At 43.2% G+C, this 26,347-nt stretch carries 17 protein-coding genes; 7 read left to right on the forward strand and 10 right to left on the reverse strand.

Translation table 11 applies throughout. The annotated features are described in order from the left end of the window. Positions 1–209: 209 nt before the first annotated feature. The 7 genes from F7Y48_RS20735 to F7Y48_RS20765 all read right to left on the reverse strand — a co-directional run bounded on the left by F7Y48_RS20735 (position 210) and on the right by F7Y48_RS20765 (position 12,453). A complete protein-coding gene (locus F7Y48_RS20735) occupies positions 210–5,051 on the reverse strand; it encodes an NAD-glutamate dehydrogenase (RefSeq protein ID WP_104974092.1) in 4,842 nt (1,613 codons plus the stop codon). A gap of 201 nt (positions 5,052–5,252) precedes the next feature. Next, complete coding sequence (locus tag F7Y48_RS20740; protein WP_046876238.1) at positions 5,253–5,471, reverse strand: DUF2835 domain-containing protein; 219 nt, start codon at positions 5,469–5,471, stop codon at positions 5,253–5,255. 64 nt (positions 5,472–5,535) lie between these two features. Then, positions 5,536–8,142, reverse strand: a complete 2,607-nt coding sequence (pepN, locus tag F7Y48_RS20745; protein ID WP_258507827.1) for an aminopeptidase N — start codon at positions 8,140–8,142, stop codon at positions 5,536–5,538. A 228-nt stretch (positions 8,143–8,370) separates the two neighbouring features. Then, positions 8,371–9,036, reverse strand: coding sequence for a hypothetical protein (locus F7Y48_RS20750; RefSeq protein ID WP_005396553.1), 666 nt, complete (start codon positions 9,034–9,036; stop codon positions 8,371–8,373). 195 nt (positions 9,037–9,231) lie between these two features. After that, positions 9,232–11,238 carry a carboxy terminal-processing peptidase gene (gene prc, locus F7Y48_RS20755; RefSeq protein ID WP_258507829.1) on the reverse strand — a complete coding sequence of 669 codons (2,007 nt, stop codon included), beginning with the start codon at positions 11,236–11,238 and terminating at the stop codon, positions 9,232–9,234. A gap of 17 nt (positions 11,239–11,255) precedes the next feature. Continuing rightward, positions 11,256–11,882, reverse strand: a complete 627-nt coding sequence (gene proQ / locus F7Y48_RS20760; protein ID WP_005396555.1) for an RNA chaperone ProQ — start codon at positions 11,880–11,882, stop codon at positions 11,256–11,258. Positions 11,883–11,979: 97 nt separating this feature from the next. After that, positions 11,980–12,453 carry a GAF domain-containing protein gene (locus F7Y48_RS20765; RefSeq protein WP_046876215.1) on the reverse strand — a complete coding sequence of 158 codons (474 nt, stop codon included), beginning with the start codon at positions 12,451–12,453 and terminating at the stop codon, positions 11,980–11,982. A 92-nt stretch (positions 12,454–12,545) separates the two neighbouring features. Between F7Y48_RS20765 and F7Y48_RS20770 the strand changes: the two genes are divergently transcribed. The 4 genes from F7Y48_RS20770 to rsmF all read left to right on the forward strand — a co-directional run bounded on the left by F7Y48_RS20770 (position 12,546) and on the right by rsmF (position 19,845). Beyond that, on the forward strand, positions 12,546–14,342 hold the full coding sequence (locus F7Y48_RS20770) for an ABC transporter ATP-binding protein (RefSeq protein ID WP_006743267.1): 1,797 nt from the start codon (positions 12,546–12,548) through the stop codon (positions 14,340–14,342). 24 nt (positions 14,343–14,366) lie between these two features. After that, entirely contained in the window at positions 14,367–15,617 is a 1,251-nt protein-coding gene (locus F7Y48_RS20775) for a paraquat-inducible protein A (RefSeq protein ID WP_046876213.1), read from the forward strand. Next, positions 15,610–18,258: a PqiB family protein gene (locus F7Y48_RS20780; RefSeq protein WP_145473990.1), complete on the forward strand. Its 2,649-nt coding sequence runs from the start codon at positions 15,610–15,612 to the stop codon at positions 18,256–18,258. Before F7Y48_RS20775 ends, F7Y48_RS20780 begins: the two co-directional genes overlap by 8 nt. 150 nt (positions 18,259–18,408) lie before the next feature. Then, positions 18,409–19,845 carry a 16S rRNA (cytosine(1407)-C(5))-methyltransferase RsmF gene (rsmF, locus tag F7Y48_RS20785; RefSeq protein WP_316685340.1) on the forward strand — a complete coding sequence of 479 codons (1,437 nt, stop codon included), beginning with the start codon at positions 18,409–18,411 and terminating at the stop codon, positions 19,843–19,845. 283 nt (positions 19,846–20,128) lie between these two features. On the opposite strand, the gene F7Y48_RS20790 is transcribed toward rsmF, so the two are convergent. Next, positions 20,129–20,962 (reverse strand): S1 RNA-binding domain-containing protein, encoded by an 834-nt coding sequence (locus F7Y48_RS20790; RefSeq protein WP_203343707.1) that lies wholly within the window; start codon positions 20,960–20,962, stop codon positions 20,129–20,131. Between the two features lie 192 nt (positions 20,963–21,154). Here F7Y48_RS20790 and F7Y48_RS20795 point away from each other — a divergent pair, with 192 nt between their 5' ends. Continuing rightward, on the forward strand, positions 21,155–22,507 hold the full coding sequence (locus F7Y48_RS20795; protein WP_006743263.1) for a hypothetical protein: 1,353 nt from the start codon (positions 21,155–21,157) through the stop codon (positions 22,505–22,507). A 28-nt stretch (positions 22,508–22,535) separates the two neighbouring features. On the opposite strand, the gene F7Y48_RS20800 is transcribed toward F7Y48_RS20795, so the two are convergent. Further along, positions 22,536–23,033 (reverse strand): DUF4442 domain-containing protein, encoded by a 498-nt coding sequence (locus tag F7Y48_RS20800; protein ID WP_005396564.1) that lies wholly within the window; start codon positions 23,031–23,033, stop codon positions 22,536–22,538. Between the two features lie 374 nt (positions 23,034–23,407). On the opposite strand from F7Y48_RS20800, the gene F7Y48_RS20805 reads away from it, so the two are divergent. Together F7Y48_RS20805 and F7Y48_RS20810 are read left to right on the forward strand one after the other, a co-directional pair. After that, positions 23,408–24,466, forward strand: a complete 1,059-nt coding sequence (locus F7Y48_RS20805) for a 3-deoxy-7-phosphoheptulonate synthase (protein WP_074190109.1) — start codon at positions 23,408–23,410, stop codon at positions 24,464–24,466. 21 nt (positions 24,467–24,487) lie between these two features. Next, positions 24,488–24,970 (forward strand): YajQ family cyclic di-GMP-binding protein, encoded by a 483-nt coding sequence (locus F7Y48_RS20810; protein WP_005377415.1) that lies wholly within the window; start codon positions 24,488–24,490, stop codon positions 24,968–24,970. 104 nt (positions 24,971–25,074) lie between these two features. On the opposite strand, the gene F7Y48_RS20815 is transcribed toward F7Y48_RS20810, so the two are convergent. Beyond that, positions 25,075–25,995 (reverse strand): bifunctional precorrin-2 dehydrogenase/sirohydrochlorin ferrochelatase, encoded by a 921-nt coding sequence (locus F7Y48_RS20815; RefSeq protein ID WP_258431561.1) that lies wholly within the window; start codon positions 25,993–25,995, stop codon positions 25,075–25,077. Between the last annotated feature and the right edge of the window lie 352 nt (positions 25,996–26,347).

Below are 26,347 nucleotides of genomic sequence, written 5' to 3' on the forward strand. Positions count from 1 at the left end.
TCTAATATTTTCAAATATAAAACAAACAATTAGAGTAAGATTTCAACAATAAAATTTATAACTAACCACCCTAAAGCAATCGATTTCAGCCTATTTTAACCTCCCCGCGCCGTTACGCTGTAACTCACTCGGCGCTATAATAGAAAAGATGAGCAACAAAAAAGCCTCGCTAAATAACGAGGCTTTTACTTACAATTTGACTAACTCATCTACTCTTTCGACGAACAGTTGAGATTCAAGAGTACTAATTCTCGAAGTGCTACAGAAAACTTAGCAAATTCGTGGACAGAGCCAACTTTGAACTCATTCAAGATGCTTTCCCAACGGTGCAGTGATTGCTCGTTAGTTTCCATCCAATCTTCTAACGCTTTCATCACGTCTAGCTCTTCCGTTGCACAGCCGCAATTTAATACCTGAGCCGTAAGTTGACGTTGTTGCCAGTCCAGATCTTCTCGGAATGCAGCTCTTGCCAGTGCCTGCCAGTTATTATCAACGGCTTGGCTGTTAATTTGCTTCAAGAACCAGTGTAACGACAAACGGTCACCTAAGTTAAAGTAGAGCTTCGATGCTTGCTCAACCGTTTTACCTGTTTCACTCGCCACTGATGAGATATCCAGTGCAGATTGTAAGCTGGATAAACGAGCGACTTGATGTGCAAGTTTCTCTTCTACCCCTTTCTCAATCCACCCTTGAGCAAGTTCATTGTGTTCTTCTACTTCAGACTCAACCAGCATAGTGTCTAAGGTTTCAGTGATAACATTGACATCTTGCTTGTAGATAGCAATCAGCTCACCAACTGTGCATTTACCACTGCGGTTGCGAAGCAACCAACGTGCAATTCGACGTAGTGCTCGACGAACATAAAACATGATTTCGTACTGAGCTTGAGCTGTGGCGATATTATCGAGTTCACGAGTCTGCTTAAGAATTGCTTCTAGATCGAAAATTTCACGAGCCGCACTGTATGCGTTAGCAACATCGACAACACTTGCACCGGTTTCTTCTTGCAAACGAGTGACGAAATTACAGCCCATTTCATTAACCATCTGGTTAGCCAATGCTGTAGCGATAATTTCAGCTCGCAGTGGGTGATTAACCATTTGATCTTTATAGTTACGTCGTAACGCACTTGGGAAATATTCAACAAGCTGTTTCGCATGGAATTCATCATTCGCGATTTCATCCGTAACAAGTTGCTGCTTAAGTACCATTTTACCGTAGGCAACTAACACTGATAGCTCAGGGCGAGTCAGACCTAGTCCCTGTTTTTCACGCTCGATTAGCGTTTCATCATCAGGGATGTATTCGAGAGCACGATCCAAGTACCCTGCTTTTTCCATGGTATGGATGAATCGAATTTGTTCCTTAACAATGCCAACACCTTGCTGTTCAGTCACGGAGATCGACTCCGACTGACGGTAAGCATCATCTAATACAATTTCACCCACTTCGTCTTCCATAGACTCTAGAATTTGGTTACGTTGCTTAACCGTAAGATCGCCATTTGAAACCAGTCCATTAAGGAAGATCTTGATGTTGACTTCATTATCCGAACAGTCAACGCCACCCACGTTATCAACGAAGTCTGTGTTCACTCGGCCGCCAGTCAGTGCGTATTCAATACGACCAAGCTGAGTCATACCCAAGTTACCGCCTTCGCCAACTACTTTTGCTCTTAAGTCACGGCCGTCAATGCGCAGCATGTCGTTAGCGCGGTCACCAACATCCGTATGAGTTTCTGTCGAGGCTTTAACGTAAGTGCCGATACCACCATTCCAAAGCAGATCGACTTTCATTTTCAAGATCATCTTAATCAGATCATTAGGCGCTAAAGATGCTTTCTTAGTACCTAACATTTTCTGAATTTCTGGTGTCAACTGGATCGATTTTGATCGACGAGAGAAGATACCACCACCTTGAGAGATCAAATCTTTATTGTAATCTTCCCAGCTTGATCTTGGCAGATTAAACAAGCGGTTACGCTCTTCCCAGCTGGTGGCTGAATCTGGATTTGGGTCAATAAAGATGTGCATGTGGTTAAAGGCAGCTTGCAATCGAATATGCTTCGATAACAGCATACCGTTACCGAACACGTCACCTGCCATATCACCTACGCCGATTGCGGTAAAATCAGTAGTCTGGCAGTTGATGCCCATTTCACGGAAGTGACGCTTAACAGATTCCCAACCACCTTTTGCAGTGATACCCATCGCTTTGTGGTCGTAACCATTAGAACCACCTGAAGCGAATGCGTCACCTAACCAGAAGTTGTACTCTGCAGAAACAGAGTTCGCTAGGTCTGAGAATGTTGCTGTGCCTTTATCTGCCGCCACTACTAGGTACGGGTCATCTTCGTCATGGCGCACAACGTTCTGTGGTGGCACAACTTCACCTTCAATGATGTTATCCGATACATCAAGTAGCGCACGAATAAATCGTTTGTAACAACGTTGGCCTTCAGCAAAGATCTCATCACGGGTTGTGAGAGATGGCTGGCGTTTACAAACAAAGCCGCCTTTTGCACCCACAGGTACGATAACGGTGTTCTTAACTTGCTGAGCTTTTACGAGACCAAGAATCTCTGTACGGAAATCTTCTTGACGGTCTGACCAACGTAAACCACCACGAGCCACTTTTCCGCCACGAAGGTGAACACCCTCAATATCTGGTGCGTACACAAAGATCTCGAACGCGGGTACAGGCTGCGGAATCTCTGGAATATCGCTCGGTTTCATTTTCAAAGATAACCAAGGCTTAGGTTGCTTGCTTTCGTCTAATTGATAGTAGTTAGTACGAAGTGTCGCCATGATCATGTCGATGTAACGACGAATAATACGATCATCATCCAAGCTCTCTACACGATCCAACTGCTCTGTTAGCTTTTTAATCAGATCGTTTTGGCCTTTTTCACTGCCTTTGTGTTTCGGATCGAATCGCTTGGTGAACAGCTTGACTAGACCTGTTGCTAAGTCTGGGTAGTGGCTTAGCGTGTCTTCGATGTATTGTTGACTGAATGGGAAACCGACTTGGCGCATGTATCGAGCATAAGCACGAAGAATGGAAATCTCACGCCCAGATAGCGACGCACCTAGTACCAATCGGTTAAAACCATCACTTTCAAGGTTGCCCGCCCAAATTGCGGCAAATGCTTGTTGGAAACGGTCACGAGCCTCACGAAGATCAACCGTTTTCTCGCTCTTGTGCAGCATAGAGAAATCAAGGATCCAGAATGTCTGTCCGTTATTTTTCTCGATCTCATACGGTGATTCACCGATCACTCGTAAGCCAAGGTTTTCAAGCATTGGCATTACGTCAGAAAGATGGATTGGCTCATCACGATGGTATAACTTCAAGCGAACAGCTTTTGAATCCGCCCCCTCTTCTTGAGGTCGGTAGAACAACATGCCAAGTTTATTATCATCACTTAACGCTTCTAAGCGTTCAATATCTGCAACCGCAGAACCTGGCATCATGTCCTCTTTATATGAGCGAGGGAACGCACTCATGTATTCTTTTGAAAGAGGAAGGCCTTTGCTTTCACCAAAGTTAGCAATGATGGATTCTTTTAGTCTGTCATCCCAAGAGGTAGAAACTTCCATTAGGTTTTGCTCGATCTTTTTCACGTCTACGTCAATGTTGTTATTGTCTACACGAACAATGTAATGTGTTCTCGCTAGTGGGCTTTCTGAGAAGAACGTTGTAAATTCAACCTCTTGCTCGCAACCAAAGTACTGCTTAAGAATGCGTTGAGTTTGACGACGTAACTCTGTGTTGTAACGATCTTTAGTGACATAAACCATGCAGCTAAAGAAACGACCAAATGGGTCCTTACGAACAAATAAACGCAGTAGGTCACGATCTTGCATTTGTACAACACCCATACCCACCTCAAGCAACTCTTCTTCATTTGCTTGGAGTAGTTCATCGCGTGGGTAGTTTTCTAAGATATTGTGCAATGCTTTGTATGAATACGATCCGTGACGGTATCCGCTCGCTTCAAGGATACGGTCCACTTTTTCACGGATCAGAGGGATGCTTTGTACCGCTTGGTTATACACGGCAGAGGTATATAAACCAGTAAAGCGATGCTCACCTATTACTTTACCGTTTTCATCAAACTTCTTAATACCGATGTAATCAGTATAAGCTGGACGGTGAATACGAGATGCTTTGTTACCTTTTGTGATGATCAGAGCGTATGGCTTTTTCGCTTCTAACCGCGCTGAATCTGAAAGCTCAGATAGCTTGACGCTACGCACACGCTTGTCATCAGCAAATAGACCAAGTCCTTTTTCTTTAGCAGGAACAAGCTCGGTATCACCATTGACTTCTTCTAAGTCATAATCTTTGTAACCCATAAAGGTAAAATTATGATCTTCTAGCCAACGAAGAAATGCGATCGTTTCGTCCATACGATCCGTTTGGATAGAAACACGATCTTTATTTTTCTCAAGTTCATCAGTCACAAGCTTAAGCTTATCAACCATTTGCTTCCAGTCATCAACGACTAAACGAGTGTCAGATAGAATTTTTAACAGCTCTTCTTTAAGCGCTTGCATCTCTTCTTTACTAGTAAGGCGGTCTACCTCGATATGGAACAGTGATTGAAGAACACCACCCTCACCGTTTACGTCGGTAACTTGGCCTTTTTTATCACGCTGTATCTGTGTTGGGTTGTTTAACATTAGGTGGCAAACAAGGTCCAAACGCGCTAAAGCCATTTTGACTGAGTCCACTAAGAATGGACTATCTGGAACAACAATTTCTACGATTGTGTGTGTGGATTGCCAGCCTTGACGACTTACGGTCGGGTTAAATACTCGTACCGAAATCTCTTCTGGTTTTTTTTCATTGATATGGTGCCAAAGGCTGACGACAGCACCATAAAGATCGGATTCGTTTCGCTGAATCAGGTCATCATCAGCAATGTTACTGAATAAGTGTTGAGCAAGTTTAGTTACAAGCGTTTGGTGAGAAAGCTCGAGTTTGTCTTGAATCAGTTGGTAAACTTTTTCAAGCAGAACCGGCACTACATTTTCACGCGCGGTCATATTCACACTCCACATTAGAATTGTTGTTTTGTAGGGGGACTTAGTAGCTAGGTTGTTACCTTAGAAACTAAGCATAGGTAATGCATGTGCCCATTGTAAAAGCATAATTACAAATGTTTAACAACTAATCGTGGTGGTAAGAGGTGAAATGTCCGATTCTGTGACTAAGATTCCTATTTAACTCTCTGCAAATACAATACATCACAGAGTTTCTAACTTAAGAAACTTATTATTTTGGTCAGTTGTTAGTCTAAACTGGCCTTTAATGCCTAATTGACTAAGAAATGGTCTGAATCGTGCGGCGGGTAACTGCAAACGTAAACCGTTATGTGTGACGACTTGAACAACACTTGCCGCGCCAGAATAATGGGATAAAAACGTTTGATATGAAATGTTGAGGTTGAAGTAGTAATAGTTCATGAAGTAAAAACTAAGTGACATAAACAATAAGGTGGCCTTAATGACCACCCTATTGTGTTGTTTACTATTCGTCTAGTGCTTTAGTAACTTTTTCGAATAAATCTTTAGCAAGATTATCCATTGCTTTGAGCTTTTCAAGTTCTGCTTTGATCAAAGCTTGGCGACCTTCATCGTATTTACGGAACTTAAGCAAAGGATCAATCATTCTAGATGCAACTTGTGGGTTCGAATCATTAAGTTGGCGAAGGATTTCTCCTGCAAATTGGTAACCTGCACCGGATTTATCATGAAAACGCACAGGGTTGGCACTTAAGAACGAACCAATCAAACTGCGCGTACGGTTCGGGTTCTTCAAACTAAATGCTTCGTGGTTCATGGTAGCTTTCACTTTTTCAAGTGCATCCTCTGCAGGATTGCTACCTTGAAGTGCAAACCACTTGTCCATAACCAAACCATCGTGCTTCCATTTATCGCTATAATCTGCCATTAGAACTTCACGACACTCAAGCTGTGCACTATTTGCCGCACTCATCGCTGCAATCGTATCTGTCATGTTATTTGCAGATGCGTATTGTGCTTTCACTAAATCATTACCTTTTTCCGTATGTGCTAGGTATTGCAGACAACGGTTACGTAATGCACGCTTGCCAATCGCAGCATGATCGATCGTGTACTCTGTTTGCTTCAGTGTATGATAAGTTGCACTTAGCTCATCTTCTAACTCTTGAGAAAGTGACACTGTAATGCTGTTTAGCACTTTGTCTACGGCATCGATGTCAATTTGCTGGTACCAGCCAGTAATCTCATTAATTGAAGGCAAAGAGAAAACTTGAGCAATGAAAGCTGGCTCAAGCGTCTCATCCAATAGCACACCACGGAACGCATCTATCACGCCTTCAGAAAGCGATACTTCTTGTCCGGCTTGAACGTTTTTCACGTTCTGACGAATGTACTTAGCCAATAGCATTTGGCTTGCATCCCAACGAGCAAAGTCATTCGTCGCGTGTTTCATCAAGAAGACTAATTCATCATCACTGTAGTCGTATTCTAGTTTTACTGGTGCCGAAAATTCACGCAACAAAGATGGCACTGGTTGTTCTTCGACATTTTCGAATACGAACGTTTGCTTATCTTGTTTAATATCTAATACGTTATGAACAGATTCACCGTTAATCAGCAATGGGATAACTTGACCTTTCGAATCGTACAGCTCGATATCAAACGGAATGTGCAACGCTTGCTTTTCAGCCTGGTCTTGCGTTGGCTCCGTAAATTGCTCTACCGTTAGCGCGTAAGTTTTTGCATTGGCATTGTATTCGCTATTTACGCGCAGCGTCGGTGTACCAGATTGGCTGTACCATAGACGGAATTGTTTTAAATCGACACCGGTGGCATCTTCCATTGCAGAAACAAAGTCTTCGCATGTCGCAGCAGTACCATCGTGACGTTCAAAGTAAAGTTTCATCCCTTTTTGGAAGCCCTCTTCGCCAAGGAGTGTATGGTACATGCGAATAACTTCGCTGCCCTTTTCATACACTGTTAGCGTGTAGAAGTTGTTCATCTCAATGACTTTGTCAGGACGAATTGGATGTGACATTGGACTTGCATCTTCTGCAAACTGAGGTCCACGGATGATACGTACGTTATCGATACGGTTATCTGCGCGAGAGCCTAAGTCAGAAGAGAATTCTTGGTCACGGAACACGGTTAAGCCTTCTTTTAGACTTAATTGGAACCAGTCACGACAAGTGACACGGTTGCCAGTCCAGTTGTGGAAGTACTCATGACCGATTACAGCTTCGATACCTAAGTAGTCACGATCGGTCGCCGTTTGGTTATTCGCCAGAACATACTTTGAGTTAAAGATGTTTAGGCCTTTGTTTTCCATTGCGCCCATATTGAAGAAATCAACGGCAACGATCATGTAAATATCCAGATCGTATTCAAGGCCAAAGCGTTCTTCATCCCACTTCATCGAGTTGATCAGCGATGTCATCGCATGGCCTGCACGATCTAAGTTACCTTTATCAACAAAGATTTCTAAATCAACACTGCGACCTGACATCGTTGTGTATTTGTCACGCAGTACGTCAAAGTCCCCTGCGACAAGAGCAAACAAGTAAGCTGGCTTTGGATGCGGGTCCTGCCATTGAACCCAATGACGACCGTTCTCTGCATCGCCTTCTGCAATTCGGTTACCATTACTCAGCAAATATGGATAAGCGGATTTATCTGCGATCACTTTTGTCGTGTATTTTGCCAGAACATCAGGACGATCTAAGTAATAAGTAATACGACGGAAGCCCTCGGCCTCACACTGAGTACAAAATGCGCCGCCTGATTTGTACAAACCTTCGAGTGCTGTATTCGCTTCAGGATCAATTTTGGTGACGATTTCAAGTTCAAACTCGGATGGAAGATCGGTCAGTACAAGCGATGATTCTTTCACTTCGTGATGAGCCCAATCCTCACCGTTTACTTTTACAGCGCGCAGCTCAAGTCCCTCGCCATCGAGTTCTAGCATTGTTGTATCGCCTTTTTGAGCAACCTTTGATATCGCCGTAACGATGGTGTCATTGTCATAAAGATCAAACGTAAGATCGATATCGGTAATCGCGTGAGATGGCTCTTGATAATCTTTACGATATTTGGCCTGGGGAGCTTGGGACATGAGCATAAATCCTTGTATGTCGAACAACAAAAATACCAGACTGCATGATCAAAAATGCAGTTCTGGTATCACTATATAAGCTATTTGTAGGGGTTGTGGTATCAGAATACAAGTCTTTCCATCAAAAAACGGAGCTTTTAGTGCTCTAGCTCCGTTTTTTGATTAACATTTAAACAACATTGACAATTTACCGTATGCTCGCGTAATTTGTCGTAGCAAGATAAGCTATCAAGGCGTTACCCGATTAAGTACCGCGTACATATCGCCATTTGAATCTTCAATCGTTAATTCATTTTTGTTGAGCTTATAGGTGGTCCCGTGCTCGCCATTTTCATAGAGCAAGACTAAATATTCATCTTCTGTGTAGAAAACACCTTGCTTGATTGACTCATCCCCTTCTTCGTTGGATACCCGAAACATAAACACGAAGTCAGGTTGAAGTATCAGATCCATATGGTTGATGTTGTTTGCCACAAGGCCATCTCCGGATACATAAGAGCTAGACCATATGCCCGCTAGCGAGTTAGACAACCCTTTAGTAAAAGTCACACCATTAAGATCAAGCGTATTGTGATTATTGCGATAGGCATAAATTTGAGGCTCATCTGTGTTTAAGCCAAGAACGATGGTGTCTTCATTGGCGTTATACAATCCTTCCCAATGATCGACAGAATAATCTTTCTTTTGAATATCAATAGAAAAGCTGTAGTCGGAACCCAGTGACAGTTTTATCGCACGAAAATTTTCAGCCGACTCTTCGGGGTTTGGGTTCATTAAATACCAGTCTCCGATGAGAAACGGCGTGTCAAAGTGACTTAATTCATCTTCTCTGGTGTTTTCTCCGCTAAACACACTAAAGCAGCAAAAGCTAAGTAAAATAAAGAACCATTTCATATCGGCATCCTTATCGTTTTCTTTTAGCTTAGGCAGTAGTCCTCACTTTCGCGAAATTTTAGATGTAGATCACGTAAATTATTGGGAAAAAATAAGCGAATATCTTACTTGATACTCAATACAAACAAAGATGAAAAGACATAAAAAAAGAGTGAGCCTGAAAGACTCACTCTTTTTACTTTGAATTGCCAGTTATTATGACTGATTTTTCTGCTTGAGTAGATCAACCATAATCGCGACAGACTCATCTAAATAAACATCAGGCGCTTCATAATCTTTAGGTATATCATCCAATGTTTTGAATGCTTCCTTACCTAAAGCAGCTTGACGCTCATTGATGCGTTGCAAACGAAGTGCTTCCGCTTTATCCGATTCAGCCTTACGAACTTTCTCGTTCAAAGACAACATATTATCGTCTTTTTCTTTACGATACTTCTCTATGTCTTCATTGATGAAACGGAATTCCATCTCATCAGAAATACGCTTGTTATGAAGAGCGGTGAGTTTTTCAACTAATGCTTCGTTGCTTGGGAAGGTTTGATATTTTGCTTTATCAATCTGATCCCAAGGTAGTGCATTGTCTTCTACACTTTCACCCGTTTCAGAAGCTTCAATTGGTGTTGGGTACGAAATATCGGGAGCAACACCACGATTTTGCGTACTTCCACCGTCAATACGGTAGAACTTCTGAATCGTGTACTGAACGTAGCCTAGCTCTTTATCGAAAAGATCGTAGATATGATTCAGTGAACGATGCTGTTGAACCGTACCTTTACCGAAAGAATTTTCACCTAAAATAATTGCACGATTATAATCTTGCATTGCTGCTGCAAAAATTTCAGACGCTGAAGCACTGTAGCGGTTAATCAACACTGTCAGCGGACCATCGTAGCTCACTTTTCCGTCAGTATCGGCGTTCACCTTAATACGACCATAGCTGTCACGAACTTGAACAACAGGACCTTCTTTAATGAATAACCCTGTTAATGCTGTCGCTTCCGTTAATGCACCACCACCGTTGTTACGTAGATCAACGATTACGCCGTCAACGTTTTTGGTTTTTAACTCAGCAAGCAGTTTATCGGTATCTTTCGACAAACCGACGTAGAAACTTGGCACTTCTAAAATACCAATCTTCTTACCATCTTTTTCGATGATCTCCGACTTCACTGCGCGATCTTCTAGACGAACTTTGTCACGAACAATTGTGACAATGTAACTCTTCGCATCGTTACCTTCTGGCAAAATCTGTAGATTAACCTTTGTGCCTTTTGGGCCTTTGATTAATTGAACTACATCATCCAGACGCCAACCGATCACGTCGACAATCTCTTCACCGTCTTGTCCAACACCGATGATTCGATCCCCTTCGCCAAGTTGCTTGCTCTTCGACGCTGGGCCACCAACAACAAGTGAACGAATTACTGTGTAATCGTCAGTCATTTGCAGAACGGCACCAATGCCTTCCAGAGAAAGGTTCATTTCCGATTGGAATTGCTCAGCATTACGTGGGGAAAGGTAGCTAGTATGAGGGTCGACTTGTCGGGCGAAGGCATTCATATATAACTGGAATGCATCTTCGTTATTAGTCTGTGTGATCCGCTTCATCGCGTTGTTATAACGCTTCTCTAAAACCTCTTTAATCTCTGGCCATTCTTTGCCAGTCAGTTTCAGATTTAACGCGTCATATTTCACGCGCTTACGCCATAACTCGTTGAGCTCCTCTTCGTCTTTTGGCCATGCAGCTTCAGAACGGTCTAACTCTATCTCGTCGTCAGTATCAAACTTGATCTCTCCGTCGAGTAGCGTTAACGCATAAGCAAAGCGCTCAAAACGCTTTTGCATTGAGAGGTTATAAACATCAAAAGCAATTTGGTTGTTACCAGCTTTTAGCTGATCATCAAGCTCAATTGACCAGTCTTTAAAAGAGTCGATGTCCGCTTGAGTAAAAATATTTCTATTATAATCAAGCAATTCTACATAGCGTTCAAAGATCGCTTTGGAGAAATCATCATTGAGGCTGAAATGCTTATAATGAGAGCGGGTAAATCGAGAGGTGACTCGTTTGCTAGCTGTTTCGTGCTGAACTTCAGGAGCGAGAACCGGCAAGTCATCTTTATGTAGTTTGGCTTCGAGAGCCTGAGCTGATGCTGCTAGCCATAAGCTAGCAGCAATCAGTGTCACTTTTGAACGGCAATTCATGCGTAGGAGTATCTCCTTTATGCGCGCAAGTGCTCCGCTTTCACAACCATTTGTAGGCCGTTAGCAAGTTGAACACGTACATCATCCTTATTGATTTCAACAATGGTCGCTGCCATGTTTCCTTTGCCCATGTTCACGTTAACTGCGTTACCTACTGTGATTTCATCAGCATTTAGAGCGCGCGTTTCTACAGGCTTAGTTGGTTTTTGTACTTTTGGTTTGTTAGTACGACGAGGCTGTTGAGGCTTTTTAGCCGCTGGTTTCGCTTTCGCCTTACCCTCTTCACGAGCTTTTTGTGCTTGTTCTTTACGACGAGCTTGAACTTTTGCCTTGCTTTCTGCAAGTGTCGCTTTCGCGTGTTCAACGTGCTCTTCTTCTAGCTCACCACAAGGGTTGCCGTCTAGGTCTACGCGTACTGCACCTGGTTTTACACCATGTAGGTAACGCCATGATGAAGTGTACTGTCTTAACGCTGCACGAAGCTGTGTTTTGCTTACTTTTTCGTCTTCACTTAGACGTTCCGCAAGATCTTGAAAAATACCAATTTTCAGAGGTTTTGCTTCACCTTCTAAAGTAAAGCACTTAGGGAAACATTCAGCAATATATGCAATAACTTCTTTGCTGTTTTTTAACTTTTCAGTCATGAGGGGTCCTGATTTGAGCGGATTTCCGCGAGCATTAAGAAAAAATATTCTCGTATTATAGTGACATGCCAAGGAAAAACCACACTCGAAGGCTAATTTATGCGTCGTTCGCGTGTGAATTAAGCAGCTTTTCTACTTCAGCCATGAAATGAGTGAGACCTTCTTCGTCTGTTTCATTGAATCGACCAATACTTGGGCTGTCAATATCAAGGACACCAACCACCTTTCCATTAATAGAAAATGGAATCACAATTTCTGAATTGCTCGCTGCATCGCACGCTATATGTCCCTCAAATTCATGAACGTCGTATACTCTTTGTATGGTGTTAGTTTTTGCAGCAGTACCACAGACACCGCGACCCATAGGAATGCGGACACAAGCTGGTTTTCCTTGGAACGGACCAAGAACGAGCTCTTCACCTTTTGCTAGGTAAAAGCCAGCCCAGTTAAGATCGTCCAATTCCATGAAAAGCAGTGAGCTCAAGTTTGCTAGGTTAGCAATAAAGTCTGGCTCAGACTCAATTAGAGCAACGGCTTGTTTGGTTAGTCTATGGTATTGTTCTATGTTCATATTAACTTCCTACTTACTATAAAAGCTTCCATTCTCACTGTATGGCGCTAAAATGCAGCCCTACTTTATAATAGGACTTATTCTCAATTACAATGCTTCTGAAAAATGACACTATTAGCCGTTCTTGGTTGATAACACAAGTAAAAAAGCACAAGTCCAAGCTGATCATAGCGAACTTGATAGCGGTGCTTGCAACCTTGATTAGTGTTCCAATCCCCCTTCTCATGCCGTTGATGGTTGATGAGGTTTTATTGGACCAACCAGCAAAAGGCTTAGCTGCTATGAATGCCATTCTCCCTGAAGCGTGGCACACTCCGACGGGTTATATATTTTTCACCCTTTTCTTGGTCGTCCTGATGCGAGCTGCAAGTCAGGGGTTAAATATCCTTCAAAGCCGACAATTTACACTTGTTTCTAAAACGATCACGTTTGAGATGCGCAGTAAAATGATCGACAAACTTGGTCGTATCAGCATCCGCCAATACGAAACCAAAGGCAGCGGAGGCATCAACGCCCACCTTATCACTGACATTGAAACCATCGATAAATTTATTGGTTCTACGTTAGCAAAATTCGTTATCAGTTTTTTAACGGTCATTGGTACTGCCATCGTTCTGCTTTGGCTCGACTGGCGACTTGGTCTATTTATTCTGCTAGTTAACCCTATTGTCATTTACTTCTCACGTAAACTAGGAAGCATGGTTAAGCATCTGAAACGGAAGGAAAATCATTCTTTTGAAATTTTCCAAAACCGTTTAGTTGAAACATTAGATGGCATTTACCAGCTGCGCGCAGCCAATAAAGAGCGAGAATTTCTCCAGCAACTCAAAGACAGTGCGAACCAAGTTCGCGTGGATGCAGACAAGTATGCGTGGCAATCAGAGGCGGCAGGTCGCGTCTCTTTCCTACTCTTCTTAATCGGTTTTGAGTTATTCAGAGCCGTCGCCATGCTGATGGTTATGTTTAGTGACCTCACTATTGGTCAAATCTTTGCTGTTTTTGGTTACCTATGGTTTATGTTGTCTCCTGTTCAAGAGCTGCTCGGCATTCAGTTTTCTTGGTATAGCGCGAAAGCTGCGTTAAAACGCATCAACGACTTATTAGTATTAGAAGAAGAACAAAGACCGGTACCTAAGGTAAATCCTTTCAAAGAAGACAGAGAAGTCGATGTTAAAGTAGAAAACGTAGACTTCTCTTATAATAATGAAAACAAAGTCCTAGATAACCTTTCTTTACATATACCGGCAGGAAAGAAAGTGGCGTTAGTTGGTGCGAGCGGAGGCGGTAAGTCGACCTTAATACAACTACTTATTGGGGTTTATCGTCAAAACTCCGGTAGCATTCGCTTTAATGATGAATTAACAGAAGATATTGGTTTTGAAGTAATTCGCGACAAAATTGCCGTGGTATTACAGCAACCTATACTATTTAACGACACCTTGAGGCATAATCTAACGCTCGGTGGGAATTTTGACGAAATGTCACTTTGGCGAGCACTCGAAGTTGCTCAGCTGCAAGATGTTATTTCTCAACTGAACCACGGTTTGGATACTCAAGTTGGCCGTAACGGCATTCGTTTGTCAGGTGGTCAACGACAACGCCTTGCCATCGCAAGAATGGTGCTGAGTAATCCTCAATTTGTTATTTTAGACGAAGCCACGTCTGCGCTTGATACCGCTACTGAAGCGGCATTGCACAAAGCATTGACTGAATTCTTACGTGGTAGAACAACATTAATCGTTGCGCACCGTCTATCAGCCGTAAAACAAGCCGATTTGATCTACGTGCTTGAAGATGGAAAAGTAACGCAAACAGGTACTCATGGTGAGTTAGTTGAGCAAGAAGGCTTATATCAAACCTTATATGGGGGCATACAGTCCCACGCTTAAATCGTTCAAGTTAGAGAGGTCGTTATGACCTCTCTGTCTAAGCACGCCATGCAGCCAAATAATGTGCGCTTGTGCCAAGGTTGCGAATTGCCTGTCGATATCGTCGACTTACCCAATGGAAGAAATGCACACTGTCCTCGTTGTGGCACACAGTTGTATCGAGGCGGTAGCCCTAGCCTCTCAGGTAATTTAGCCGTCGCGATAACCTGTATCCTGCTATTTATTCCATCACACTTTTTTAACTTTATTAGTATCCGACTCTTTGGTGTGATGATTCCGGCAACCCTACCTTCAGGGATGATCACATTGATGGAAGAAGGCTTTGTTCTTCTTTCACTGCTTATTCTATTTTGTAGCTCTCTAGCGCCTCTGACGGTTTGTGTTTCAGTGGTTACGGCACATATCTCGCTGCATCAACGATGGTTTCGAGGGCTTCGTGTTTCACTGTGGCTAATTCAACATTTGAAACATTGGGTAATGCTGGATGTGTTCTTAGTTAGCATCGCCATTTCCTGCTTCAAACTCCAAGATTATTCCGACATTTTTGTAGGCCCAGGGTTAATTGGTCTGGTTCTTTTGCAGATATTTACCGTTTTATTAGTTTCTCGAATCAGTGTGCGTCGTTACTGGGAAGCCTGGAAACCAGAAAGCCTTTATTCCTTTGAACACAAAGACGTGCATTGCCATGAGTGCCACTTGTCTCAACCTGAAGGCGATCATTGTCGGCGTTGTCACCACGAGTTATATCATCGCAAGCCCAACTCCATTCAGAAGACGTGGGCTTACCTCATTGCGGCAACGATAGCGATTTTCCCAGCCAACTTGATTCCTATTTCTATCTTGCTGACCAATGGCAAACGTTTGGAAGATACTATTTTCTCAGGCGTAGCTGGGTTGGTAAAGAGCGGTATGTATGGCATCGCCGTGATCATTTTTGTGGCCAGTATTGTTGTGCCAGTTGTAAAAATACTTGGCCTTGCCTACATCATGCTTTGCATTCAATTCAAACGTTCGGTGTTTAAGAGACAACGAATGATGGTTTACTTTGTTGTTAAATGGATCGGTAAATGGTCTGTGATGGACTTGTTTGTTATTTCTATCATGATGACCTTAGTCGATCGTGGTCAGATACTTGATTTCACACCAGGATATGGCGCCGTGGCCTTTGGTGTTGTCGTGGTATTGACCATGCTTGCAGCGGAAAGTATTGATCCAAGGCTAATCTGGGACCAAACAGGCCCAACACAATCAGAAAAAGAGTCAATGAATGAGTGATCAGAACAGTTCTCAAACGTCATACGTACCAGATGTAAAGCGGAGCAAAGGCATATCTCCTCTTTGGCTTTTGCCAATTTTGACTATGGTCTTAGCTGGCTGGCTTGTGGTGAAGTCGATACACGATGCCGGACAACGGGTGCAAATCTATTTTTCTGACGCTGCTGGCTTGGTCGCCGGGCGAACCACTATCCGTTACCAAGGGCTAGAAGTCGGTATGGTGAGAGACATTAACCTCACTGAAGATCTCGGCAGTATTTATGTTGATGCCGATATCTACCCTGAAGCGGCAAAATTGCTGAACGATAAAACTCGCTTTTGGCTGGTAAAACCAACAGCAAGCCTAACGGGAGTTTCTGGACTCGATGCGCTCGTGTCGGGTAATTACATATCGATTCAACCTGGAGATGGTCAAGAGTTTGAAACAACGTTCCATGCGTTAGACTCTGCACCAACAGATTTGCGCGTTTCACAAGGTTTGAACATTAAACTCAAAAGCCGCGATTTAGGTGGTGTGTCGATTGGATCTCAAATTGTTTATAAGAAAATTCCAATCGGTGAAGTCTACAGCTACCAGCTGGATGAAGACGCAAAATCTATCACGATTCAAGCCAACATTCAGGATCAATACCGACATATCATTAACAACCGCAGTCGGTTCTGGAACGTAAGTGGAATCGGTGCCAGCATCGGTTTTGAAGGCGTCGATGTAAGGCTAGAAAGCATGAGTGCTCTACTCGGAGGCGCGATCGCCGTCGATTCTCCGGATGACGGTGAGCCTGTAGAAGAGAATACTGAATTCCGTCTGTATAAAGATTTGAAAACCGCAGGTCGAGGTATCGCTGTTAAAATCGTCCTCCCTGATGACAGTAAAATCAGTGGCGAAGGCGCACCCATTATGTATCGCGGAATCGAAATTGGCCAAGTTACAGACTTAAACCTATCCGAAGGGCGAGAAGTGATATTAGCGTCAGCGGCAATTCAACCAGCTTTCAGTGACATGCTGACGACAGGTACCCGATTCGTCTTAGAAGAAGCAAAAGTGTCTCTCTCTGGTGTTGAAAACATTGCCAATCTCGTGAGAGGAAACTTCTTAACCATTGTGCCAGGTGCCGGTGATCGCTCTCGCCGCTTTACTGCCATTCGTAAAAACGTTTTTAACCAACAGCAAGAAAAGTCCATCGCTATTCGTTTAGTGTCTGACAACTCGTTTGGCCTAGATAGCGGTGCCAACGTGCTTTACAAAGGCATCGTGGTCGGTTCAATTATCAACGTAGGCTTAGTTGAAGAAGGTAAAAAATCGCAACATGAAGTATTTATGGACGTATTGATTGATCATGAATACAAACACCTGATCAAATCAAACAACCGTTTTTATGTAACCGGAAGTGCCTCTGCAGAGTTAACGGAATCGGGCCTCAGCGTTACCGTTCCTCCGGCAAAACAGTTGTTAACTGGGTCCATTAGCTTTGTAAGCGAAGGCAAGCAAGATATTCAAAAAGAGTATCAACTGTTCCAAAACGAATCATTGGCAGAACTAGCACAGTACAACCAAAGTGGCTCTAGAGCACTCACACTGTTTGCTTCTGAATTGCCGCCGATTTCCAAAGGCAGCCCTCTGCTCTATCGTAATCTTCCTGTTGGTAACGTCTCCGATTTCCAATTGGTTGATGGCGGTGTGTTAATTAAAGCAACCATCGAAAACCGCTTTGCTTACCTCGTAACACCGCAAACCGTCTTTTGGAACCGTTCAGGGATAGAGATAGATGCATCGCTAGCCGGTGTGAGTGTAAAAGCTCACCCTTTAAAATCGTTAATCGAAGGTGGCATCGCTTTTGACTCTGTTCCTGGCGTTGAAAACAAAATTGGAGACAACTGGAAGTTATATACAGATCAAAAAACCGCTCGCAAGTTTGGACGCGTTATTGCGTTAGAAACCGACGGCTCGCAAGAGATTGCTAAAGGAATGCCGATTGAGTATCAAGGCGTCAAAGTTGGTGAAGTCACACTGGTTGTACCGAATTTTCGTCGCAATATGGTTGAAATTACCGCAAGAATTCTACCTGAATACGTAGAAAACATTGCGGTTGAAGGCTCACATTTTTGGCTAACTGAGCCAGAGATTGGCTTAGGGGGCGTGAAAAACCTTGGCGCATTGGTGTCGAAATCCATCAGTGTTGAGCCAGGTAAAGGTAAAGCTAAATTTGATTTTCAGTTGGAAAACGGTTCAGAACGTGTTCAGGGCATGATGTTTACTTTACAAAGTGAACAACGAGGCTCAGTACAAGTCGGAACGCCTATTCTTTACCGCGAGATGGAAGTCGGCCAAGTAACCGACGTGAGCCTAGGAGAATTTGCCGATCGCGTCGTCACGACCATCAAGATACAGCCTGAATATGCTTACCTCGTTCGTCAAAACAGTGTGTTTTGGAATGTTTCAGGAGTAGATGTCTCCATCGGAATTACTGGTGCGAACATCAAAGCGGGCACATTTGATAGTTTAGTTCGCGGAGGAATTGCGTTTTCAACGCCAGAGCAATCGACTATTCCACCAGCGGCAAAAAGTGGGCAATCTTTCTTTTTGTATCCACAAGCTGAAGAAGGTTGGACTCAATGGCGTACTGCGATTCCTAAGCCGTAGAATAAAGCTCAATTCACATACAATTGAAGTTTGAGTACCTTAAAAGAGCAGCAATCGCTGCTCTTTTTTATTGCTCGGCCCTTGTCACTATTCGTTTCTGCTTCGCTTTCGTATATTATTTGCCACAAATTCTGCAAACGAGATCCCACATTGCATCCTAATGTTTACATCCCAGACGCGTTTCTGGAAAAAATCCAAACTATCCTTCCTGCTCACCTCAACATGGAAGACTTTATCGCATCGTGCCAAAAGCCACTGCGCAAAAGTATTCGTGTTAATACGTTGAAGATCAGTGTTGAAGCGTTTCTAGAACGTGCAGACGCAAAAGGCTGGAAGCTTTCCCCTGTGCCTTGGTGTGACACAGGGTTTTGGATTGAAGCGGACGAGTCAGTTGTACCATTAGGCAACACCGCAGAGCACATGTCAGGCTTATTCTACATTCAAGAAGCCAGTTCAATGATGCCAGTATCTGCGCTGTTTATGAATGACGAATCGTACGATGCCGTGTTAGATACAGCAGCTGCACCAGGATCAAAGACCACTCAAATCGCGGCTTTAATGAACAATGAAGGCGTTCTCGTGGCCAATGAATACGCCGCAAGTCGTGTAAAAGTGCTGCATGCCAACGTGGAACGTTGTGGTGTACGTAACGCCGCACTAAGTAACTTCGATGGGCGCGTTTTTGGCGGTTGGCTACCAGAACAATTTGATGCGGTTCTGCTCGACGCGCCCTGCTCCGGCGAAGGCACCGTTCGCAAAGACGAAGATGCAATGAAAAACTGGACGCAAGCTTCCGTGCTCGACATAGCTGACACACAGAAAGATCTTATTGAAAGCGCCTTCCATGCACTAAAGCCCGGTGGTGTGATAGTTTACTCAACGTGCACACTCAGTACCGAAGAAAACCAACAAGTTTGTCATCACTTGAAAGAAACCTTTGGTGATGCCGTTGAGTTTGAAAGCCTTGAGACCTTGTTTGAAAACGCAAATGTTGCTCTAACTGAAGAAGGTTTTTTGCATATATTTCCACAGGTCTACGACTGCGAAGGATTCTTTGTCGCAAGAATTCGTAAACTGGCAGCTGTTGAACCACCAAAGGTCAAAAAGCGCATGGGCAAGTTCCCGTTTACCAAAGCATCGAAAAAAGAATCGGTTGAAATTGCCCAACAGCTGCAAAGTGCGTTAGGTATTGAACTTCCGAATGACAGTTCTGTATGGCTTCGCGATAAAGATGTCTGGTTGTTCCCTAATGCTTTAGAGCCAATGATCGGCGAATTACGCTTCTCCCGGATGGGTATAAAGATCGCGGAAGCCCATAAAAATGGCTACCGTTGGCAGCATCAGGTGGCAACGGCATTAGCGACGGGCTCTGAGGCAAACGCCATCGAGCTAACCATTGAAGAAGCGCGCGAATGGTACATGGGACGCGATGTTCGCCCTCAAATCATTCCTGAGGATATGAAAACAGGTAAAGGCGAAGTGCTTGTCACCTATCAAGGCGCAGTCATTGGCCTTGGAAAGTGGGTAAGCAACAGAATAAAGAATGGTCTTCCTCGCGAATTAGTACGAGATAAGAACTTATTTTAAAGAAGTAACGAATCATAAATAAATGAAAAGCCATCGTATTTGCGATGGCTTTTTAATTCGTAAGTATGAAAGCAACTGGGCTCGCTAGCGATCCGGATACGCTGTACTAAACTAGTTGTATCAAAGTAATGCTTTGATATGGCATTTCTCTCTATGTTCACCAACAAAATTATTGTTGGAAAAAGTTTAGCGCAGGCTCTGCGGAGCCGTTTCCCCTAGGCCCAAAAAAAGGAAAAGTTTGGGCCGTTTTTTTGGCTGCAGATCCGCTATACGTGAGTTTGGGCTACGCCAGACGAATACCGTCTTTCTCGATAACAATCTTGCCCTGCTTGTACAATCCACCAATGGTCTTTTTGTAAGTACCTTTACTTGTACGGAAAGCATCAAAAATCGCTTCAGGAGAAGACTTATCGTTCAAAGGTAAAAAGCCGCCTTTCTTCTCTAACAGATCAAGAATCTTGCTAGAAAGATCGTCCATTTTTGCCACGCCGACTTTTTGTAGCGCGAGATCGATTTTGCCATCTTCACGAATTTGCTTAATAAAGCCTTTCAGTTTCTTACCGATGTAAAGCTTACCAAACACATCTGATGGGAAAATCATGCCCCAATGCTTACCGTTAACGATAGCTTTATAACCAAGTTGACTACGCTCTGCGATGATCAAATCAACTTGTTCGTTAACTTCATAATTCGCCGGAGTTTTGTCTAACCATTTGTTGAACTTAGTCGTACCAACAATGCGGCCTGACGCTTTGTCAGTGTAAACATAGACAAGAATAGTTTGTCCCGCAGAGAAGCGAGTGCGTTGCTCACTAAAAGGAATAAGCAAATCCTTCTCTTTGATGCCCCAATTTGCAAAAGCACCTGTCGCGTTGACGCCCTCAATCTTCATTAAGCCCCATTCACCCACTTGGGCAATAGGTCTTTCAATGGTCGCAGCAAGCTGGCTTTCTGAATCGAAGTACAAAAATACGTCTACATGATCACCAATTTCAGTACCCTCTGGTACATACTTATTAGGCAGTAGAACAGAACCGTAATCATCACCATCCAGAAATACGCCAAAATCAGCCTTTTTAATGACTTCTAAGCTGTTAATTTGACCAATTTTAATCATTGATTTTGTCTCTTTTTAAATTTACGTGGAATTATACCTAAACTAACAAGAAAATCAGAGAGAAAAGCATAGTGCTCTGTTATGCTGTTGTCGTTCAGCTATATGCCCCAGTCACTCTTTTAGCACTTTTATGCTTACCTGCTCAACAGTACGCATAAGTTAAGAATGCTTTAACAAAGTCAGGAGCTTTCTTTGGTCACCGTCGATAAACAAGACTCAATAACATTAAAAATCAGTCATGCACTCGCAAAGAGCAAAAGTGTCGACCTAGATATTTACTTTTTTATACCTGGTGAGCTTGGTTTAAACGCCGATATCATCAGTGAATCCGAATTTTATTACACTTCAATCACACAGCAACGCTCTTATTACAGTACTGAAATCCTTCTACCGCTAGTACACAGTCGACTTGCCAAGCGTGGACGCCTGTCGAATCAGCAATACAGAGTAAGTTTGAGCTTGTTCGCTTACCAATACGTTATCGCGCTAGACAAAGCGGTGGCAAGTTTAAACAAGCATCAGAACAACTCCGTAACGGAAGATGAAGTTGACGAAGTTATCGAGCTCACGCTTGAGATCTTAAAGCGCTTGCGACGTTCTATTCCTTATGAAGAGAACTTAAAACGGTACTACGTTAACATCGATAACTACCTGTCTTGGTATACCGAGCAGAAGTTTTTATCTCTAGTGGCTCATCTCCCGCGTGAAGGCGATTATGGCACGATTAAGAAACGCTTGATCACGCTCTGTGAAAAAGAGCAAGCCCATCGAAAACTCAACAAGTACAACTCTCCAAGAGTCGTTGAAGACGTTACTCGCCTATCTAACAAAATGCGCTTGCTAAGACGCTTGATTGAACACCCTATCGTGCTTCGTGAAGAAACCATATCAATGGGTAACAACATCAAGCGTGCTATCAAAGGTATTGCTACTGGCTTGGTGATGGTTGTCGTGACCTCAACCGTGATTCTCGCTCGCGATTACCTTGGGGAAATTTCCGCGTCCTTCATTATCGCGATGTCATTTATTTATGCTCTACGAGAAATCTTTAAAGATGATTTGCGCGATGCGATGTGGCGATGGATCCGTAAAGGCAAGCCAAAGTGGCGTAAGAAGTATGTTGATCCAACAACGAAAAAAGTGGTCGGCAGAAAATTAGAGTGGCTCGATTATCGTACGTTAAGTAGCTTGCCAGATAAGATTCAAAGAATACGTAAGAAGCGCGTCGTGCAGCGCGAAGAGCAGATACTTCATTATCACGAGAAAACCGAAATGGCGACCTCTCTATTCTTGAGTGGTTATGAGCAAACAAGAGAAACACTGAACATCAGTTTGCGCCCTATCATCCGCTTGATGGATAAAAGCTCAAACCGAGTTTACCGTTTAAATGAAGGGCAAGTGACCAAAGAGTCGGTAGAGAAACGTCATTTGCTCAATGTGATTGTCAAAGAGGACAACCACACCGATGAGCCTGTTTATTATCGTTGGAAAGTGGTCTTAAACCGCTCCAAAATCGTCTCGATTGAGCAGATTGAACTCAATTAAAGCGATATTCTTTAAAAACAGCAAACCACTAAGCAGCCTCTTTTCTTTGTTGGGCTGCTTTTTTTATCGAAAGAGTCAACGAGAATTCAGCCATAGGTTCGTCACCATGTAAGCTAGGGCACAACGCGACGATTTTTACATCGCGATTCACTCGTTCACCCGTTGCCAACGTATGATCGAGCATCTCATCAATGACATGACCATCGTTACACACAAAGTGTACATCCGCTTCCGGACGTTTTAAAAACTCGGCTTTGACGCCTTTAAATGCTAAAGAGATCGCTTCTCCTTTTTCTTGCGCCTTGCTCATAGCAAGAAAACCACCAGCTACATCCGCCCCAACAGCTAAAGCGCCGAAATACATGCTATTCAAATGGTTCTTTGTTCTTCTTCGCAAAGGGATTCGAACCTCAACGTGCTCGCTATCTATCGCAATGATCTTAGGATGACAAAGCCAAATCAGAGGCACTTTAGAAAAGCCGAATAGATTTAGATACAAATTTGCACGACGTACAGCTGATAACATTTTGGTCTCCTTACCAATCTAGTCAGACCAGTTAATCAACGAAAGAAATAGATGTCAAAGAAATGTTAACAAAAGCTCGATCTCACGAGTTATTTAGCCACCAATTTAGTGACATTGTCACACAGATAAACATGAGGTTTGCCGCAGTTATCTTGATTACCTAACGGTGAGATAGATGAAATGGTTATAAATTCAAATGTATATATATTGATTTAATGATCAAGTTTTGTCATTTATACATAAGTCATTTAAATGAATACCTACACCTTTGTATACAATTCGGTATTTCCTGGCGAAGATTCCCGTGAAACGGTTTATTCCTGCCTGTAATTCCGTTATCTTTACCCCTTCGCAATAGAGAATAAAGCTATAACATGCCTATAAAAACAGATGAATTGAGAACCCAACCTTTGGGTCCAATGCCTACCCCAGCCGAGCTAGGTAGTGTACATCCTATTACGGATGACGTTGCAGACCGTATCGCTCAATCTCGTCGTCAGATTGAAAACATTTTATCGGGTGAAGACGATCGCCTTCTTGCGATTGTAGGTCCGTGTTCTGTTCACGACACTGAAGCTGCCATTGATTACGCCACTCGCCTGAGTGAAATCCAAGACAAGTACAAAGACGAACTGTTTATCGTGATGCGTACTTACTTTGAAAAGCCTCGTACAGTAGTTGGTTGGAAAGGTTTAATTACCGACCCTAACCTAGATGGCTCTTACGCGCTTGAAGCTGGTCTCCATAAAGCACGTAAACTACTACTGGATATCAACAAGCTTGGTCTTGCGACTGCTACTGAGTTTCTTGATATGATTACTGGTCAATACATAGCGGATTTGATCACGTGGGGCGCGATCGGTGCTCGTACAACAGAATCGCAAATTCACCGTGAAATGGCATCGGCGCTGTCTTGCCCAGTTGGTTTCAAAAATGGCACAAATGGCAACGTAAAAATTGCAATTGATGCAATTCGCGCATCGAAAGCCTCGCATTACTTCTACTCTCCAGATAAGAATGGCCGCATGACGGTTTATCGTACAAGTGGTAACCCATATGGTCATATTATTTTACGCGGCGGAGAGAAAGGCCCTAACTTTGATGAAGCGTCAGTAAAACAAGCGTGTGATGCTCTAGCCGAGTTTGGCTTGCCACAACGTTTGGTTGTGGATTTCAGCCACGCAAACTGTCAGAAGCAGCACAGAAAACAAATCGACGTTGCTCAAAACATTTGTAACCAAATTAAGTCAGGCAGTACTCGTATTGCGGGTATCATGGCTGAAAGCTTTATTCTTGAAGGCAATCAGCCAATGACTGACATCAACAACCTAACGTATGGTCAATCTATTACAGACCCATGCCTAGGCTGGGAAGATACTGCTACAATGCTAGATATGCTGGCAAACGCCGTTAAATCCCGAAAGTCCCTATAACAAAATAATCAAGGAATCTTCATGCCATCGTTTGATATTGTTTCTGAAATCGATACGGTTGAACTACGTAACGCCGTTGATAATGCTAACCGTGAATTGTCTACTCGTTTCGATTTCCGCAACGTTAATGCGAGCTTTGAGCTAGTAGAAGAAAACGTAAAAATGTCTGCGGAAGGTGACTTCCAACTTAAGCAAATGCGCGATATTTTACGTGGCCACTTGGCAAAGCGTAATATTGATGCAAACGCAATGGATGCACAGGACCCAGATGTAACTGGTAAGAACTGGCACCAAACTCTGCTTTTCCGCCAAGGTATCGATACACCAACAGCCAAAAAAGTAGTGAAACTTATCAAAGACGCAAAGTTAAAAGTACAAGCCTCTATTCAAGGCGACAAGGTACGTGTTACTGGTAAGAAACGTGATGACCTGCAAGCGACAATGGCAGCGATTCGTGAAGCAGAGATGGGCATACCATTCCAGTTTAACAACTTCCGCGATTAATCAGTCTGAGAAGTAACTTAGTTTAAAAAACGCCAGCGCATAGTTCGCTGGCGTTTTTGTTGGCCTTTTAATCGAGCAAGCCAAGTGCCCACTTTTTAACGCGGTTATATCACCAAGTCCTGCCCTTGCAGCAATAAGAACTCGCTCGTCCCTTTAGGGATAAACACGCAAACTCGAAGCTTTTCAGATTTAGCCTTGGTCAACATATCAGAGAGTTCAGCTGCGCTCGAGAAAGCTTCTCGCTCTGCATCTCTTCGTATTAGCTCTAACACGTTCGCTTCGCATCGAGTTGAGTAAAGTGCTAGCTCGGCTTGTTGCATGTAGCGCACGGCCTTAATTGGCAACATCTCAACGTCTTTCCCTACCTGTATCCAAGTACAACTTCCCTTTTCATCCAAAGGTGTTGTAATGGTCGCTTGGTAAATCGTTTCTAACTCTCTATTATCTCGCGCGTTTTCAACCTCAGGATTCGAGAAGAATTGCTCCCAAAACTTACGACGTAAATCGACGCTAGGTAGTGCTTCTTTAATCGAATTACGCTTTGAGTTAGCAAAGTCCGCCATCAACCCCATGTTTTGTGGCAGTATCGATTCAAGCTTTTCACGGATGTTTCGAATTAAAACTGGTGAGGCGCCGCCACTAGAAATAGCAATTTGTATGCGGCCACGATTGATCATAGAGGGCGTAATGAAGTCACAATAAGGCTTATCATCCACAACGTTCACTAGGATGCCTAATTCTTTCGCATCTTTATACACTTGGTGATTTAGCTCAGGATTATCTGTCGTGGCCCACACTTGAACAAAGCTTTTAGTGACAATGTCACTTGAATAGAAACGTTGCACCCAGCGCACTTGATGCTCTGCAGCAAGCTTAGACAGAAAATCGACCAACGTTGGAGAAACGATAGTGACATCCGCCCCTGCTTTTAGCAAAGCTTCCACCTTTCTGCTTGCCACTTCACCGCCGCCCACGACAAGAACGGGTTTATTGATTAAATCTAAGAACAGAGGAAAATATCGCATTTCAATCCATGATTACTCTAATTAGCTGTTGCAGACCATGCTACCAAAAATGGGGCAAGCTCATCACCCTGTTTCGGTATCACAAATAATTTTTGTTCGAATTTTTACTGAACTTCACCAAGCTCAGCTAATGACAGTTTTAATAACAAATTTTTATTCTCTTGTATTGTTCACTCTTCTATTGATTGTTCTGATGCACCAAATTGTCCATGATTTGCACTATTTACAAACAATTAACATTTCGTCATTCTAAATCTCAAGGCGCTTTGTAAGTTCTCTCAAAACTTCATTTAAATTATATATTTGAGAATTAACAGATCCTTTCCTACGCTTATAACTGGTTGATCTATCG

This window comes from Vibrio sp. 2-1-2a (assembly GCF_032648565.1).
In the GTDB taxonomy this organism is placed as follows: Bacteria; Pseudomonadota; Gammaproteobacteria; order Enterobacterales; family Vibrionaceae; genus Vibrio; species Vibrio diabolicus.